The organism is Vibrio sp. 14G-20 (assembly GCF_026241515.1).
Lineage (GTDB): Bacteria > Pseudomonadota > Gammaproteobacteria > Enterobacterales > Vibrionaceae > Vibrio.
In genome coordinates, this window is record NZ_JAPHPW010000002.1 from 250,753 (window position 1) to 266,342 (window position 15,590).

The 15,590-nt window shown below is 44.5% G+C and carries 19 protein-coding genes and 1 pseudogene; 4 read left to right on the forward strand and 16 right to left on the reverse strand.

What is annotated here, in order from left to right:
- The first annotated feature begins 154 nt into the window (after window positions 1–154).
- The gene (locus tag OQJ75_RS02685; protein WP_017109590.1) at window positions 155–1,306 is read left to right on the forward strand and encodes an MFS transporter; all 1,152 of its coding nucleotides are present in this window, start codon (window positions 155–157) and stop codon (window positions 1,304–1,306) included.
- 118 nt (window positions 1,307–1,424) lie between these two features.
- Here OQJ75_RS02685 and OQJ75_RS02690 read toward each other — a convergent pair whose 3' ends face one another.
- From OQJ75_RS02690 to OQJ75_RS02700, 3 genes and pseudogenes are all read right to left on the reverse strand, one after another.
- Window positions 1,425–1,760 (reverse strand): winged helix-turn-helix domain-containing protein, encoded by a 336-nt coding sequence (locus OQJ75_RS02690; protein ID WP_017104789.1) that lies wholly within the window; start codon window positions 1,758–1,760, stop codon window positions 1,425–1,427.
- A gap of 147 nt (window positions 1,761–1,907) precedes the next feature.
- Window positions 1,908–2,294, reverse strand: a pseudogene (locus OQJ75_RS02695) (winged helix-turn-helix domain-containing protein).
- Window positions 2,295–2,414: 120 nt separating this feature from the next.
- The gene (locus tag OQJ75_RS02700) at window positions 2,415–3,308 is read right to left on the reverse strand and encodes a helix-turn-helix domain-containing protein (protein ID WP_265970677.1); all 894 of its coding nucleotides are present in this window, start codon (window positions 3,306–3,308) and stop codon (window positions 2,415–2,417) included.
- 50 nt (window positions 3,309–3,358) lie between these two features.
- Here OQJ75_RS02700 and OQJ75_RS02705 point away from each other — a divergent pair, with 50 nt between their 5' ends.
- The gene (locus OQJ75_RS02705; protein WP_265970676.1) at window positions 3,359–4,756 is read left to right on the forward strand and encodes an MATE family efflux transporter; all 1,398 of its coding nucleotides are present in this window, start codon (window positions 3,359–3,361) and stop codon (window positions 4,754–4,756) included.
- Window positions 4,757–4,856: 100 nt separating this feature from the next.
- On the opposite strand, the gene OQJ75_RS02710 is transcribed toward OQJ75_RS02705, so the two are convergent.
- Together OQJ75_RS02710 and OQJ75_RS02715 are read right to left on the reverse strand one after the other, a co-directional pair.
- The gene (locus OQJ75_RS02710) at window positions 4,857–5,252 is read right to left on the reverse strand and encodes a nitrous oxide-stimulated promoter family protein (protein WP_108156527.1); all 396 of its coding nucleotides are present in this window, start codon (window positions 5,250–5,252) and stop codon (window positions 4,857–4,859) included.
- Between the two features lie 2 nt (window positions 5,253–5,254).
- On the reverse strand, window positions 5,255–5,770 hold the full coding sequence (locus OQJ75_RS02715; RefSeq protein ID WP_265970675.1) for a GNAT family N-acetyltransferase: 516 nt from the start codon (window positions 5,768–5,770) through the stop codon (window positions 5,255–5,257).
- 97 nt (window positions 5,771–5,867) lie between these two features.
- On the opposite strand from OQJ75_RS02715, the gene OQJ75_RS02720 reads away from it, so the two are divergent.
- Window positions 5,868–6,098 (forward strand): DUF2986 domain-containing protein, encoded by a 231-nt coding sequence (locus OQJ75_RS02720; protein WP_004731171.1) that lies wholly within the window; start codon window positions 5,868–5,870, stop codon window positions 6,096–6,098.
- A 140-nt stretch (window positions 6,099–6,238) separates the two neighbouring features.
- Here OQJ75_RS02720 and OQJ75_RS02725 read toward each other — a convergent pair whose 3' ends face one another.
- The 9 genes from OQJ75_RS02725 to OQJ75_RS02765 all read right to left on the reverse strand — a co-directional run bounded on the left by OQJ75_RS02725 (window position 6,239) and on the right by OQJ75_RS02765 (window position 12,953).
- Window positions 6,239–7,162, reverse strand: a complete 924-nt coding sequence (locus OQJ75_RS02725) for an ABC transporter substrate-binding protein (RefSeq protein WP_265970674.1) — start codon at window positions 7,160–7,162, stop codon at window positions 6,239–6,241.
- 2 nt (window positions 7,163–7,164) lie between these two features.
- Entirely contained in the window at window positions 7,165–8,040 is an 876-nt protein-coding gene (locus tag OQJ75_RS02730; protein WP_265970673.1) for a metal ABC transporter permease, read from the reverse strand.
- On the reverse strand, window positions 8,040–8,774 hold the full coding sequence (locus tag OQJ75_RS02735) for a metal ABC transporter ATP-binding protein (RefSeq protein ID WP_265970672.1): 735 nt from the start codon (window positions 8,772–8,774) through the stop codon (window positions 8,040–8,042). The genes OQJ75_RS02730 and OQJ75_RS02735 overlap by 1 nt, the downstream gene beginning before the upstream one ends.
- Window positions 8,774–9,709: a metal ABC transporter solute-binding protein, Zn/Mn family gene (locus OQJ75_RS02740; protein ID WP_265970671.1), complete on the reverse strand. Its 936-nt coding sequence runs from the start codon at window positions 9,707–9,709 to the stop codon at window positions 8,774–8,776. The genes OQJ75_RS02735 and OQJ75_RS02740 overlap by 1 nt, the downstream gene beginning before the upstream one ends.
- Window positions 9,710–9,754: 45 nt before the next feature.
- Window positions 9,755–10,348 (reverse strand): DUF6162 family protein, encoded by a 594-nt coding sequence (locus OQJ75_RS02745; protein ID WP_265970670.1) that lies wholly within the window; start codon window positions 10,346–10,348, stop codon window positions 9,755–9,757.
- Window positions 10,345–10,680, reverse strand: coding sequence for a hypothetical protein (locus OQJ75_RS02750; RefSeq protein WP_108156521.1), 336 nt, complete (start codon window positions 10,678–10,680; stop codon window positions 10,345–10,347). Before OQJ75_RS02750 ends, OQJ75_RS02745 begins: the two co-directional genes overlap by 4 nt.
- Window positions 10,681–10,796: 116 nt before the next feature.
- Complete coding sequence (locus OQJ75_RS02755) at window positions 10,797–11,633, reverse strand: DUF4198 domain-containing protein (RefSeq protein ID WP_017109579.1); 837 nt, start codon at window positions 11,631–11,633, stop codon at window positions 10,797–10,799.
- A gap of 100 nt (window positions 11,634–11,733) precedes the next feature.
- Window positions 11,734–12,252, reverse strand: a complete 519-nt coding sequence (locus OQJ75_RS02760) for a DUF2271 domain-containing protein (RefSeq protein WP_265970669.1) — start codon at window positions 12,250–12,252, stop codon at window positions 11,734–11,736.
- 71 nt (window positions 12,253–12,323) lie between these two features.
- Window positions 12,324–12,953 (reverse strand): PepSY-associated TM helix domain-containing protein, encoded by a 630-nt coding sequence (locus tag OQJ75_RS02765; protein ID WP_265970668.1) that lies wholly within the window; start codon window positions 12,951–12,953, stop codon window positions 12,324–12,326.
- Between the two features lie 344 nt (window positions 12,954–13,297).
- Here OQJ75_RS02765 and OQJ75_RS02770 point away from each other — a divergent pair, with 344 nt between their 5' ends.
- Window positions 13,298–13,618, forward strand: coding sequence for a hypothetical protein (locus tag OQJ75_RS02770; RefSeq protein ID WP_265970667.1), 321 nt, complete (start codon window positions 13,298–13,300; stop codon window positions 13,616–13,618).
- 173 nt (window positions 13,619–13,791) lie between these two features.
- On the opposite strand, the gene OQJ75_RS02775 is transcribed toward OQJ75_RS02770, so the two are convergent.
- Entirely contained in the window at window positions 13,792–14,970 is a 1,179-nt protein-coding gene (locus OQJ75_RS02775; RefSeq protein WP_265970666.1) for a tetratricopeptide repeat protein, read from the reverse strand.
- Window positions 14,967–15,587 (reverse strand): energy transducer TonB, encoded by a 621-nt coding sequence (locus OQJ75_RS02780; RefSeq protein WP_048612627.1) that lies wholly within the window; start codon window positions 15,585–15,587, stop codon window positions 14,967–14,969. Before OQJ75_RS02780 ends, OQJ75_RS02775 begins: the two co-directional genes overlap by 4 nt.
- Window positions 15,588–15,590 lie beyond the last annotated feature (3 nt).

Below are 15,590 nucleotides of genomic sequence, written 5' to 3' on the forward strand. Positions count from 1 at the left end.
CGAAAACATGAAATATCACAACGGTATTTTAGCCAACAAACACGATAAATTTCTTTTATCTTCACGACCATTTTTATTCGTTTTACCCAATCCAGTTTCTCCCCCATAGTCGCGGAAAATTCATCGTTTCTTTCACTATTTAGAGGCTCCTGCATTGGACAACATCCAACCAACAACTCGCATAACTGTTCCTGTTATTGCATTGTCTTTTTACGCGATAGCTTCAGGCTACTTAATGAGTTCATTACCATTAATGCTGTCTGAGTATGGCTTAGACAGTAATCTATCGAGTTGGTTGGCGAGTGCCTTTTATGCAGGTCTTTTAGCGGGTACGTTATTGATTGAGCGTGCGATCGCTCGCGTTGGTCACAAAGACGCGTTCGTCATCGCATTGAGTGTGTTCATCGCAACGATCCTTGTATTGCCATTGATCCCACACCAAGCGGTATGGCTATTAGCTCGCTTTGTGGCTGGTGTGGCTGTTGCAGGTATCTTCGTGATTGTAGAATCTTGGCTAATGAGCGGTGATGAATCTCAGCGTGCGAAACGTTTAGGGGTTTACATGTGTTCGCTATACGGCGGTTCTGCCGTTGGTCAACTTGGCATAGGATACCTTGGTATTACAGGCGGCGTGCCTTTCATTGCAATGTTCACCTTGTTGTTTGGTGCAATCATTGTGTTGATGTACGGACAAGCGACAGCACCACAAATTCACGATGCTAAGTCTCTGTCACTGAAACAAATCAGCAAACTGAGCCACAGCGCACTAATTGGTTGTATTGTATCGGGGCTCACACTTGGTTCTATTTATGGCTTGATGCCTGTAGAACTGGCTCAGCGCAACATCGCACACCAAGATATTGGCGGTTTGATGGCCTTAGTAATTATGGGTGGTATGGCTGTTCAGCCGATGGTGACATGGTTATCTCACCACATAGGACAAGTGTTATTAATGGCTCTGTTCAGCCTACTAGGGGTTGCAAGCATTGGTGTACTAACGATAAACCATGATTTCTACGTACTAGGCATGAGCCTATTCGTACTGGGCATGGCAACATTCGCACTTTACCCAATTGCGATTAACTTAGGTTGTCGTAACTTAGACCCAAGCTATCTGGTGTCAGTGACTCAGGTTATGCTGTTGTGTTACAGCATCGGTTCAGTCGCAGGACCATTAGTTGCGGATAGCTTTATGGACTCTCAAGCAGGACTATTTACTTACCTGTTTGCGTCTCTGCTAGCGACAACGATTTACATGTTAATCGCAAGCCTAAAGCGCTCTCCTCTACAGATTGCTGGCGAGTGATATAGAAAGTTCATTAGATAGAGAATAGTGGGGCTCTTCGTGTGACTAATCGTCTAAATGAAGCGCCCTTTTCTTTAACTGTAATAATGCGGAGAAATATAAAACCAGCGAACAGTGTTTAAGGTTGGAACACGTAACCTTCACCCGTTATCGTCATGATCAGCCCATCACCAAACAAAGATCGAATTTCCGATATGGCGACGATCACAGAAGAATTGGTGACTTTCTCACTTTCCCAGCCAATCTTCTTTAATTGACTAACACTGAACAGTTCGCCACGATGTCGATTCATAAATAAAATGATCTTTCGGTACGCCAAAGGCATAGTAGCCAGTACGTAACCATTTTCAACATTGCGGATGAGTTTGGTGTTGAGTTCAACAATTTTACCGTTTAATTCAAGTACTAGGTTGTTTTCAGAGTGGTTCGTTTCTATTGCAGGATAAGAGTCCATTTTTATATCATTCCCTTACTATATAGCCAGCGACAATGTCAGATTCATTCATATTTATATAACGTCGCTTATAAGTGGACGTTTTAGAATTGACGATAATCAATGGAACTCGTACGGTAAAGAGATTAAATTTTTATTATTAATATATTAATAGGATATCAATAGGAGATTATTTATCACTCCATAACATACCCTTCGTTGGAAACGGTTTGTATACAACGGCAGTCGAGAATCCTTCGTATCTCGTAAATAGCAACCAACACAGATGCAGTTGTCACCGCTTTACCAGCCCAACCTACACTCTTGAGAATTTGCTTACTTACAACTTGGCCTCTATTGAGGTAAAGATAGAAAAGTACTTTACGATGAGGCTCAGAAAGCGTTCCTATTATTGAACCACAACCCTGCTTTCGAACAATTTTTGTACCTGATTGAAACTCTTTATTATTTAGAATAACCTTTGACGGGAATTCAAAATCATTCACACTTTTGATAGCTTGTTGCATTAATTCCTCGCATTGCATATGCAGTCACCCTCTTGGATATTTCCAATAGTACCGAATAGAGTAAAAATACTAAATTGATAGATATCTCAATACAGTATTATTACTGCAAAGATTGATCTTGCGTAATTGATCGAGGAAATAAACTACGCTAACCGGCAACCCGATGACTTTTACGATATTGACTTGGCGATAAACCAAAATGCTTTTTAAAGCGATGTGAGAAGTTATAAGGATCTTTGTAGCCTAAGCGGTTGGCAATCATCGACACTGACCAATCTTGCTGCTTCAACAAGCTGGTCGCTTTGTCCATTCTCAGTTGTATCAACTTGCTACGTGGAGACACGTTAAACAACGACTTAGTGACTCGGTTTAACTGTTCTTCACTGATGAAAACACGTTCTGCCATCCCCGCTACGGTCCACGCTAAATGTAGACTGCTTTCGATTTCGTTGTATAACGCCTGAACACGTGCCGTGGTGCTGGTCGATTTGGGCTCAAAGCCCGTTAAGGTTCGAATGATCTCGCTCATGAGCAGTTTTCTGTAACTTGCACGGCCGCCAATTTCAAAGTGAACCAAATTCATCAGCGACCAGATCTGTTCACACTGTCCAAAAGGCACAATGTTCTGACCTAAACTCGCAATATGCTGCCATTGCGGGGCATCGGGCGTCAGCATCCACGCCATTTTCCAATAGTTGTATTGAGGATCTAGTTCAAAGCGAAATGGGGTTCCCGCAGGAAGAACCACAAGTGTGTATGGCGTAATCGCTTGTACTGAGGTTGCGGTGGTTAAGATTCCCCCCCCTTCTTGAGTAAAAATCAACGTATGAACATTTACAGATTCACGTTCAACCCAATACGCGTCATGCAGCTTTGCCATACCAGCCATGTAGACGCCACAGCTTTTCATTTCCGGGATATCTTCAACGGTCAAAAAACGTTCTTTACATTGTTCCGCGAGAAAAACATCATCTTGCCACGTAGATTTAGGCTTCATTGCATCAATGACGGATTCGCACAGGTTTTGTTGTTTTTTAAACATGTTGTTACTTCACTCAAATCACTATAGTTCTGCCATAAATCGGAGAGCTTATGACAACTAACATCAACCCTAACTCATCTATGAATAACAAGCCAGAGAGCATCTTACCTCGTATCGTTAAACTTGGTTTGCCTGTTGCTTTGCAAAGTGCGTTGGTTGCTATTCTTGCCCTTGCTGACGTCTTAATGGTCAGTGACTTTGGCATGGAAGCAGCGGCCGCTGTGGGAATTGCATCAAAATGGCACTTCGTTGCTATTATGATTATGGCAGGGTTGGCCTCAGCAAACGGAACATTAGTCGCTCAATACTGGGGAAAGAACGACCGTAAAAGCGCACGCACAGTGTCATCCATCGCAATGGTATTTGGCTTAAAAGTTCTGCTGCCTGTCACTGCAATCATCACTCTTGGATCCCAGTTTTTAATGATGTTGCAAACCAGCGATCAAACCGTGATTGAGCTTGGCGCCACTTACCTTTGGTACGGCTTTCCTGTTCTGCTGCTGACTCATATTGTTGTCGTGGTGGAAGCAAGCATGCGCTCATCAGGTGACACCGTAACTCCACTGTTACTAGGGGGGGTTACCATTGCACTCAACATTGCGCTTAACTTCATTCTAATTAAAGGGGCTTTCGGCATTCCAGCGATGGGCGTTGCAGGTGCGGCATTGGCAACAACCTTAGCGCGATTGATTCAAGTGGGCTTGATGTATAGCTACATGCGTATGCGTAAACACTGGCTGTTAACCACTCCAAGCTCACCACATCGTCCGTCACTGTGGCTGTCTTACCGACGTATTGCGTTGCCGCTAACGATGAATGCCGTGCTGTGGGCAATGGGTACTATGGCATACCAAATGATCTTCGGTCACATGGGCACAACAGAGCTTGCGGTTTTCTCGATGCTCGCACCATTTGAATCGCTGTGTTACTCGATCTTCTTTGGTATTTCAGTGGCGTGTTCTGTTTTGTTAGGCCATTCATTAGGCCGTGATGAATTTGATGACGCGATGAGCATGGGTCTAACATTCATTAAAGCCGTCGTTGGGTTTGGCGCGGTCGTTGGGTTGCTACTGTTTATGGGTAAAGAACATGTTCTATCATGGCTAAACCTTTCTACCGATGCATTGTACCCACTCGCTGCACCTGCAATGACTATTATGTGTTTTGCAGTAGTCATTCGTATGCTCAACATGGTGATCATTAACGGTATTATTCGTGCTGGTGGTGATAACGCTTTTTGCCTGCGAATGGATTTCATCGCGATGTGGATGGTGGGTATTCCAGTATGTGTTTACGGTGCGTTTGTCGCTGGATGGGATTTCAAATACATCTATGGTCTGATGTTGGTAGAAGAAGTGGTGAAACTGGCCATCTGTTCACACCGATACTTGAGCCGACGCTGGATCAATAACCTGACGGTTACCTACGAAGAGCCTCAAGCCGCGTAATCTCTTACGTTCTAGGTTTAGTCATCGAACATAAAAACAAAAAGGTCTGAGAAATCAGACCTTTCTTATTTCTAAACCGTTTTCCACTGCAAACAATACGTTACTTTTTGTTCATTCGGATATGGCGGTTCGACACATTCGGCAATGGCTTCTCTGGCACTTTACGCTTCTCATGTATCAAATGTCGTATCGCTAAAATCGGATGTTTGAGTAGCATTCTTGGACCAGCATATCGCATCACTAAACGCATCTGCTCTTTAGGCTCAGGCTTATAGCAATGAATTGGACACTTATTGCAGGTTGGCTTCGCCTCGCCATAAGGACAGCGATCAAGTCGTGTTTCGGCATAACGCAACAGTTGCTCGCACTCTTCACATAACGCGTTGTCCAAACGAACAGCACCGTGATGATCTTTGCAATAGATGTGCACCATAGCAATAACAGTTTTGTACTCGGTTGCGAGTTCGCCTTGCAGAATGTTGTTATGTTGAAACATGATTAATTACTCAGTGATAGACCGTACAGGTTGAGATTGACGCTTTCATTGATCGCCTCTTCAACTCGCTCAAACACAAAACCCAACTTAGTCAGCAGTGCGATGCTTCGAATATTATCAGAGGTCGTGATGGCAACTAAATGATCGATATCAGCATTATGTTGAGCTTGTTCAATTATCGCTTGTGCCGCTTCCTTTGCATAACCTTGACCATAGACTTCAGGTACAAAACCATAACCAATATCATGCGCCTCTAGTGTGTCTCTTTTAATCAAACCACAGACACCGATTGGCGTTGAAGACTCTTTAATCTCAACCATCAGTAAACACACACCCTTCTCTCTATACATCTTAAGAATGTTGTTTTCGATGTATTCAACAGCCTTGCCAGTATCTGTAATTTCCTTGTTTCCGATGTAACGTAAGAAATCTTCTGAGCTATATAATCGCTGAATAAACGCCGCATCTTGAGGTGCGATCATTCTTAATCGTAAGCGTGCGGTATCGACTGCCTGCATAGTGATATTTTCCTTGCTGGATAGCATGTAAATATTGAGTTCTAGATCTAAAATGATTATCCTCCACCGCATAAACTAAATACAAGGCTATGCAGCAATGAACCGTAAGAAAAAAATCAATCAAATTCTAAAGAAAAGACAGAAACAGGCGACGTCTAAACTGCATGGTAGCAACAAGCCTCGCTATATTTCTAAAGCTGACCGCGCAAAAATGGAAGCTGAAGAGCAAGCGAAAGCCGCTCAAGAGCAAGCTGAAGGCACAGTTGAAGCTTCTGTTGAATCGGAAGAAGCGGGTATCGAAACTAAAGAGACAAAAGCTGCAGAGTAAGTTGTAAACTCGCAGTTCTCTTGTCTGATACTCTTCCAAGAGCCAATGGACAAGAACAAAAAAAGCAGCCTCTAATTGGGCTGCTTTTTTGATCGTACTTTTTTCATTACGTGGTTTATTAGCTAACTTATTTTAGCCACTTAACCTTTGAAAGGCTGAACTTCCCAGCGTGCAAACGGCGCTTTTGCATTAATCCCCGCTCGTCCCCAACGGTCAACGGAATCAACCACTAAGATACGCTCGTTAGGTACTAGAGACTTAATTAAGTTAGTTGGCTTTTTCGCTGTGACTAACCATAGTGCATCATCTTCTGAAAACATCGCTTTGAGTTTGGCTTTGTCTTGCTCTGTCCATTCCAGTTCTGCTTTGAACATGCGCTCTTCAACAAACAGTTGGCTACCTGAAGCGAAATCTTCCAAACTTTCTGAAAGCAACAATACTGAATCTACGTCGTTATCCAATAACACCGCTTGTTGCTTGTTAATCAGTTCACGAACATCAAGCATTACGCGCTGTAGGTTGCTATCAATGGTCTCAGCTTGCGCCGGCCACAACAACTTAAAGTCATCAGCCACAATTGCCGCCATACGCGTTAGATTGGTTGGGTTTAACCACGCGTATTTAGACACTTCACCATTTGATAACGTCAGCGCAGCGACACCTTGCGCGCGCGGTGTAATCGCTTGAGCAGCATCAACCTCAACCAAACGAATGTTGCCTTGTCTTGCGTATACAAATGTAGGATCAGCTTGCCAGATAGATGACAGCGTTAGTGCAACGGTCGCCTTTTCTCCTGATTGAAGGACTTTGCTCGCCCCCTTAGTGCCAAACCAATTAGGCAAGCGATCAATGCCGTAGCGTTTTGGTGGTAGGTATTCAGTCGTAATGTCTGTGCCTTTGGTCAGCTCAGTCGCCAACGCGTAGGTCACCGGCGTACTGGTTAGGATATCTTCAGCATTAACATTGAGAGACACCATTGAGCCAACCAAAAACAGACTACTAAGTGCACTCACTTGAGCCGCTGCTTTCACTGAGATTGAGATACGATTCATTAAAGAAGTCATGATTATGCCTTTCTTATAATTCGGTATAGCGTTGCCGCTAGGAAAAACGTTGCAGAAACGATGATGATTGAAGCGCCTGATGGCACTGGCAATTTAAGCTCCATCGGTAATACCGTTCCGACCAAACACGCGATGGTTGCCAGCAACGCAGAAAGCAAAACAAAGCTGCCCATGCGTTTTGTCAACAGTCGAGCCGTCGCGCCAGGGATGAGCAGTAATGCCCCAACAAGAACCGCACCCACGATCTTCACTGCTGCAATCGTCACTAAGGTGATCATCATGACAAACAAGTAGTCATAAAGGCTGGTGTTATAGCCACGAACCTTGGCAATATCAGGGCTAATACAAGTGAGAAGAATACGGTTGAACGTCGGTATCAAGAGCAAAATGATGAGTGCGCAGCTGCCTGCGAGAATCGCTAAGTCTTGATCTGTTACCGTGAGAATCGAACCAAACAGCACGTTCTCAAGCATGTGGATGTTGATCTTACGTGCCACGTACATCAGCAATGCCGCGCCGACCGCTAAAGCGAGCGCAAGGAAAACGCCGACTAAAGTATCGTATGGCACATTGGTTCTGTTTCTTACAAAATGAAGAAGCAAAGCAAAGATCATACAGAAACTGAACAGACCAATAATTGGGTTTTCTGGTGGCTCACCAAGCAAAACACCGATAGCAATACCGGTTAATGCAGCGTGACCTACCGCTTCAGAGAAGAAAGCCAGACGCTTTGCAATCACCAAAGTACCGAGGCCACCTAGTAAAGGGCCCAGTAACAACGCGGCAACCAGAGCATTCACCATGAACGCGTACATGAAGCTGTCTGATAACCAACCCGCTTCAACGCCACTTATGGCAAGTTGTCGTAACCAATCCATTACGCAACCTCCTTCGGTTTGTTCATCGCAGCGCCACTGCTGTAATGCTGGAACAAGCTTTCAATCTTACTTGGGTGCAGCACTTGTTCGTGTGGACCACTATCCACCAAGAATCGATTCACAACATGTACATTCGCTTCAAGGCGACGCACTGCGGTTACATCATGGTGAACGGCAAGAATCGTACGGCCTTCATCAACACATTCACGAATTAAAGATTCAAGATAACGAACGCCCTGCTCGTCCATACCTGTTGTCGGTTCGTCCAACACCAACAAACTTGGGTTATCCAATAGCGCTTGTGCAAACAACACCCGTTGTTGTTCACCGCCCGATAACTGGCCCATACGGCGGTCGCTACGAGTCGCCATACCCACACGATCCAATTGTGCGAGTGCGAGATCCAATTGCTTAGACTTACGACGCCAAAATAGCGGAATTCGAGTTTGGTTAAGCAACACGAAATCCATTACCGTTAGAGGTAAGCTCGATTCGAAGGCCGCTTTTTGAGGAACGTAACCAATACTTGGCTTTTCTGGCCAATGAATATTGATTTGTCCAGAGAAAGGCGTAAGGCCAAGAACAGAGCGCAGCAGAGAAGTTTTACCACCTCCGTTTGGCCCCATGATTACATGACACTCACCCGCTTTAAGTTCTAGTGAGATATCGTCAAGAATGACGTTGTTGTCGTATTGCAGACCGAGTTGATTGATTGAAATCGATGGACCTAACATTATGCGTTCCCGCTTTTAGCTTGGTTCGCCGCCGCAAATTTCATTGCTTCGATCAACGTCTCGAGGTTCTTCTTCATCTCAACTTCAACTTTGTCGTCTTGATATTCGCCATGCGTCATGTGAGAAAAACGGTAAAGCTGCACACCTGTTTCCGCTTCAATCGTGTCAACAAAACGGTTTGGCATGTTTAGCTCGTAGAACAGAACATCAATGCCGGAAGCGCGGATCTTTTCGATCGTCTCTTGCAGCTGGCTCGCACTCGGTTCAACACCGTGTGCAGGCTCAATCACCGCCGCGACATCCACACCAAACTCTTGAAGGATGTAGCCATACGCATTGTGCGTAGTCGCTACCTTCATACCTGATGTATCTAGCTCACCTAATGACAACATCGCATCGCGCTTCATAAAGCGAAATTGCTTTGCGTATTTACGTGCATTTTTACGATAAAAAGCCGCGTTGTCAGGATCGAGCTTAGACACTTCACTGGCGATGGTGTAAACCTTTTGAATCGTTGTCGAAAGCCCAACGAAGGTATGCGGATTAACGGCACCTTGACCAACAGACTGACCAAGAGCAGGAAGTAAAGGCACTTCTTTGTTTGCTTCAATCATCACTAAGTCATCACGTTGCGCGGCTGAAATCACTTTAAGCGCGAAGTCATCGTGACCAATACCGTTTACCACGATCGCATCCATCTGGCTCAATCGCTTCAAATCATTCGGTTGTGGTAAGTAGTTATGCGGATTAAACCCAGCATCAACCAATGGAAGAATGTTCACTTTGTCACCCACCACCGCTTTTACATAGCTGTAGTAAGGCTGAAGGGTTATACCAATCGTTAGCTTGTCGCTATCGATCTTATATTCTTTTGCCAATGCATTGGGTGTCATTAACACCGCCAATAACGACATCAATAGAGTCATAATTCGCATAGTAAATCTCTTATTATTAGTGAGCATTTTTGTAAGCCGGATTATTTAATGAGAATAAGCATCATGCTGCTCAACTTCTGATTCATTGACGACCATTTTCCAGCCTGAAGATTCCAGTGTGTTCTCATCAAAATTAGTCGGTTGACTTGATACGCCACCAAAGAAAATCCAGATTTCAGGAGAGACACTGTTGGCGTTTAAAATAAAGGAGTCAGCAAAGCCATGTTCGCTTTGTGCAGCATATTCACTTGATGTAGCTTGTTCACTTGGCGTAGAAAAGTAGTAACCACGCGCGTCCAATAACCAAGTATGAGAACCTTTGCGCTTCCAACTCTGGTCTTCAACAAATGGCGCGACCCATTCATCTTTAAGTGACGAAACACTTGGCCATTCGCCGTCTGAGTCCATACGTAGGTCACGAATCTCTTCATGCGCTAAACGCAGCTCTGACAACATTGCCAAGTTTTCTTGTTCAACATCGGTCACCAGAATTTGATGATCAAGTACCGCTTTTACGTGGGTTTCTGCTTGATGAAATGGGATCGCGACCGTAGCAAAGCTCAGAATGAACACAATGATCAGCCCTACCCATTTGCCTTCTCTGCCGCCCGTGTCAGCACGTACACTTTGGATCATCATTTCTCGCTGATCTCAACAACGTCGACTTCAACAGGAAACTCATGGCCTGAATCGAATACAAGGTAGAACTCAGTGTCAGGGTTTGGAAACTCAACGATAGAGCGCTTATCGGTCATCTCTTTTGCAATCAAGTTGTCTTCGTAGTCGTACATCTCAACCGCGTAATCAATCGCTTTACTGCCATCCGAATAACCCGCTTCACACGCCACGATTTTGCCTTCAAACCAACAGCTCATCAGTGGAAAGTGTGCTTGCGCAGGTAATGCAGCGAAACCGAGTCCCAGAGCCAAGCATGGAGTGATTATCGATTTTAGTTTTGTTTTTATTGTCATGGTTCATACCCTAGCCACAGTGCAAATTCTCAGAAGTAAACTGAGCGATAAAGGGCTCAAATGAGCCCTTAAGTTTTTTGGTCGTTTAATCAGGGATCTAGCCCCGACATCACAAATTATTGAAGCAGTGCTTCGAACGTTAGGTGAACGTTCGCGCTTGCTTTGTCTGCCAGTGGGTTGTCAATCAACTCACCTTTGTAGTTCGCTTTCATTACGTAACGACCCGCTACGTCTGGAGTGAACGTGATTTCACCGTTCTCATCACTCACTACATCAATCTGTTCTTGGTGGTTGCGGTAAAGCGTGCCTTCACGAGTGATCTCCGCTTTCACGTCTTTTTGGATTTCACCGTTGTAGAAGAATTGGAATGTCACCGGTTCGCCTTCAATGATGTCTGAAGGGTGCGTTACTGGCTTCATTTCAAGTAGCTTGCCTTCAATTTTGAAGACTGAATCCGATGGCTTACCTACTGTGATGTAGCTTTCTGCACGAGTGAAGCTGATTTGTGTTACCACGTCACGCGACTTTTCAGGAAGAACTGAATCACGTTCCGCTTTGTTTGCTTTGATCCATTTCACTGTGTCACGACGACCCGCTTTGTATTGCGTGTAGTAAGAAGGCTCATTGTTGATTGCCACTTTGTGCGTACCTTCTTCTTCGAAGTAGAAATCAAAAATAGAACGACGTTTACCACGAATAACAAAGTTAGGACGCTCGCTGCGACCATCTGGCATGATGACATGTGCGTTTTCACTGCCTGCTGGCTTATCGAAAACGAACGTACCGTGAGATGCAGTAACGTCGAACGTTAGCCAGTCACCGCCTTCTTTAGACACGGTAAAGTGAGACGGCAGAATCCAACGCGGGTGAGCTTGCGCTGTTGTCGTTGCTGCTAGGCCGAACGCCATAACACCCGCTAGTGCAAGTGCCTTAATTTTTGTCTGTTTCATCATGTTCAATTCCATTATTTATAATTGTTAGCCGTGTCGCTCTATCTGAGCCTACGATGACGACTGTCTATTCTGTTCAGTTTGCTTTTGCTATTCGCACTTACTATTTAGCGATGTAGTTCAGAGTGATTTCACCCGTCTCTTCTGTCGCCTTTAGCTCATAAGAAGCATTTACATCCGTTAGCGATACTTTTTGACGAAGGTAATTACGGCCGCCGTGTTCACGCACAACCTCGATATGAACCGTGTATTCGCCTTGCTCTAGAGTTTGGCCATCATCGCTCTTACCATCCCAAACGAAACGGTACTGGCCAGCAGGACGCGTTGCAGAAGTCACTGCATCAACCAATTCACGATCGTAACGCCCAACTTTTCTCCACCAGCTACGTAAGTCTTTAAGCCATTCATCTTTACCGACCCAAAGCTCAATGGTTTTCACTGACTTTCGTTCGCTGTTCTCTACCCACACCGCCACATAAGGACGCGCGTACATAGAGGTATCAATCTTTGGAAGCTTAAAGTTCACATCAAGTTTTGCCGTATCAGGGATCGCTTGTGCCATAGCTAGACTTGGCAAAAGAGATAAAGCAAGAAGCACCTTGCTCCAGTTCAATTTGTTCATGTTTTACAACCTTTTAAATCCGTTAAACCTTTCATCCGTTCTTCAAGTTGCTCTCGCAATCGAACTGAGGGTTAAGGTACGGCGACAAAATAGATAGCAAGTGAGATTGCAGAGCCAAATACCGTCCATTTAATGGAGGTATTGAGTGTTTTTTTCTTAGGTAACAATAAGCACACGCCAGTCAGCACAAAAAAGATCATCAGCAGAGCAGTGATATCGATGAACCACTTCCAAACTTCACCGCTGTTACGGCCTTTGTGTAGGTCGTTCAAAAGCGCGATAACGCCGTAATTGGTGGTTTCGACTTCCACCATTTCAGACGTCACGTCAACGAACACAGAGGCGTTGTAGCCTGGTCCTTTGAAGTCCATAGACACTTCGCCGATGAGCAACTCACCGTCATCAATCTCGGCGTAGATGTCTAAACCTGAAGGCACGCCGGAGAGGTTAGCTTCTTCAAACAGAAACGTTTCAAATGCTGTCTCGTCAGCTTTTAACCGGCCGTCTTGGATCGTAAATAAACTCGTAGGAAGCGTTAGCGTAGAGCGTTGGATATTGGGTTGGCTTGATTCAAATAACTCAGGTCGGTTCAGGGTGATACCTGTCACTGAGAAAAAAAGAAGCACGAACAGAAGCGCCATAGAAATATAAACATGAAGCCGACGAGCCCATGACTGAACCGCCCTACTTTTTAACGACATACAAACCAATACCTATAAATTTTATGGCGACAATTTAGTTGATAATCATTCGTATTGGCATTCAATTTACATTGTTTACGTTTGCCGAGTGGCGTAAGGAAATTTACATAACATTACATGGGAAGTAATCGAACTGTATGCATATTCTTGCTAACGTGTACTAAAGGGATTTGATTCGTTCTATTAGAGGTTATCGATAACAGGGTCAAAGCTCAAAAAAAACTCAATCTCAACACGCTTGATTAAGATGGGTTTAAGGTAACAGTTGTGGCTTTAAGGATAGAAAGTTGGGACTATTTGATCACTGGTTTGATGATAGCTAATGAAGCTTAAAAGGATTTGAAATGCGTATTTTTGTTTTGGCTTTTGCAGCGCTAGCAACAGCGTGCAGTAGCCAAATGGCCAGCACGGAAGAACCTATCCAGGAGTATATCGGTTCAGATATAACCGATGTACAAGAGCGCTACCTAACCGAACGCTCACGCCCTGTTAGTTTTTGGGCATCTCGAAACTATGCCTGGGCTGAAACAAAGAAACCATTAGATAATGGTTATACTTTACATGCCTTTAAGAACCCTTATCGTGACTGCACCATTAACTGGATTGCTGATACCAACGGAGTGATTCAAAGTGCTACGCCTAGTGATTCAAAGTGCTACGCCTAGTGGGACAATGTGCGACCCGTAATCGATCCGACGAGTAAAACTAGACCCACTCTAGCCGACTGAATTATGAGACAGGTTACGAGACAAAATTAAAAAGGGTGTCATTTGAACGATCAAATGACACCCTTTTTCTACTTTGTTGCTTTGTTTCTTGTGTTTCTGACTATCAGCCGTTAGACGTTTCCGTTATCGCTGACTGTTCGTAGCTGAGTCAGATATTTAATCCAACCTTTTGCTTCAGAAGATGGTTCAATGTTGTTTGCACGTTTTGCTTGAGCAAGCGCGTTATCAAGATTCTTTAGCTTGTACCATGAACGCACTTTTGCTAATGCAACGTCAGCCTGTTTGTTTTTGTCTTTCACTTTGTCTAAAACAACCAGCGCTCGGTCGTAGTAACCTTGCTGAACCAATAACTGAGCCACGTTCCAATGATATTGAGTGTCTTTTTTAGACGCTAACGTCCACACTTCAATGGCACTGTCCCACTCTTTCGCTAGCTGCCAGTAAGTTGCTTGCTCCGCCAGAAGTTGAACGTCGCTGTTCGCATCATCTAGCTTGCTAATTTCTTGAGCTGCACGTTCTGGAATGCCGCGTTTCGCGTAAAGCTGTGCTAACAAGCGGCGATCTGAGTTTTTCAGCTTAACACCTTGTAATTCAGCCAGTGCTAACGTGTTCAATGCATCACGATTACGTTCTAATCTTAGCTGAATACCAACAAGTTGACGCCACCAGTTATCTTTCTCTGGTTGAAGTTCAATGAGGCTTTCCAGTGTCGGAATAGACGGTTTCCACTGCTTTAACTGAAGCTGTGCGCCCAGTTTTAGCGATAGAGGTGATAACTCTGGTTTTGAATTGAACTTGTCGTGATTACCGATGGCCACTAGGACTTTCGACCAGTTTTCAATTTGGTATTCAGCTTGTGCAATTCGCATCCAAAGCGTGTCTTTCTTTTCCTTCTCTGGCGCTGTTTTCACTAACTCGTAGTAGTGCGGAAGCGCGTTTTTAAACTGCTGATCGTTCAACAACAAATCAGCCAGCATACGCTTCGTTATCCAAGCTTGCTCATCGACTAGCAAATTCGTATCGACGGCATAAGTTAGCTGCTTAATCGCCGCGTCAGTTTTGCCATCTTGCCAGTAAAACACACCCAGCATACGAGCTACGTATGCTTTGTCGTAACCTTTAGAAAGCTCCAAGCCTGCAAGTACATCAATCGCCTGCTTAACCTGTTCATCTTGAGCAAGCTTATGCGCCTTTTGAACACGAATGGCAGTATATTGAGATAGCTCTTGCGCTTGTGTTGTAAGGGGCATTAACAACAAGCCCACTAATATCCATATCTGTTTCATCATTTTGCCAACTTAAACTCTAGTTTCACGGTTTGACCAACCTGAGCTATCGCTTTTCCATCGACGACTTTCGGTTGATATTTCCATTTTTTAAGTGCTCTCATCGCTTCACGTTCAAACATACGACGTGGGTTTGCGTCAGTGACTTGAATGTCAATTGGGCGTCCCGTTTCATCGATAGTAAAAGACATAATCACATGGCCTTCAGCTCCGCGCTTCAGCGCTTTCGCAGGATAACGAGGCTCTACTCGATACAAAGGCATTGCCTGTTGGTTTGACCCAAAATCAGAAAATGTCGGAGCGTTAATCGCTAGGCCGTCAATCGATGTATTCAAATCCAAAGAAGGCAGTGAAGACATCGAATTCAGAGGCGTAACTTCAGCTTGTGACTGAGACGTTTGCGCTTCCGGTGGCGGCTCTGGCATTTCTGGTTTTTCAGGAACTGCACGTTGTCTTCTTTGGACTTCTTGTTCTTGTTCCACCATTACCATGTTGAAACTTAACGTCTCACTGTTGTCTGGTGAACGTTGATGGCCATTATCGACCATCCAAGCCATAAAAGAAAACAGAGCTAAGCCCAATGCACCCGCTAGCGGTAAAGCAAGAAATAGGCGAATCATTTA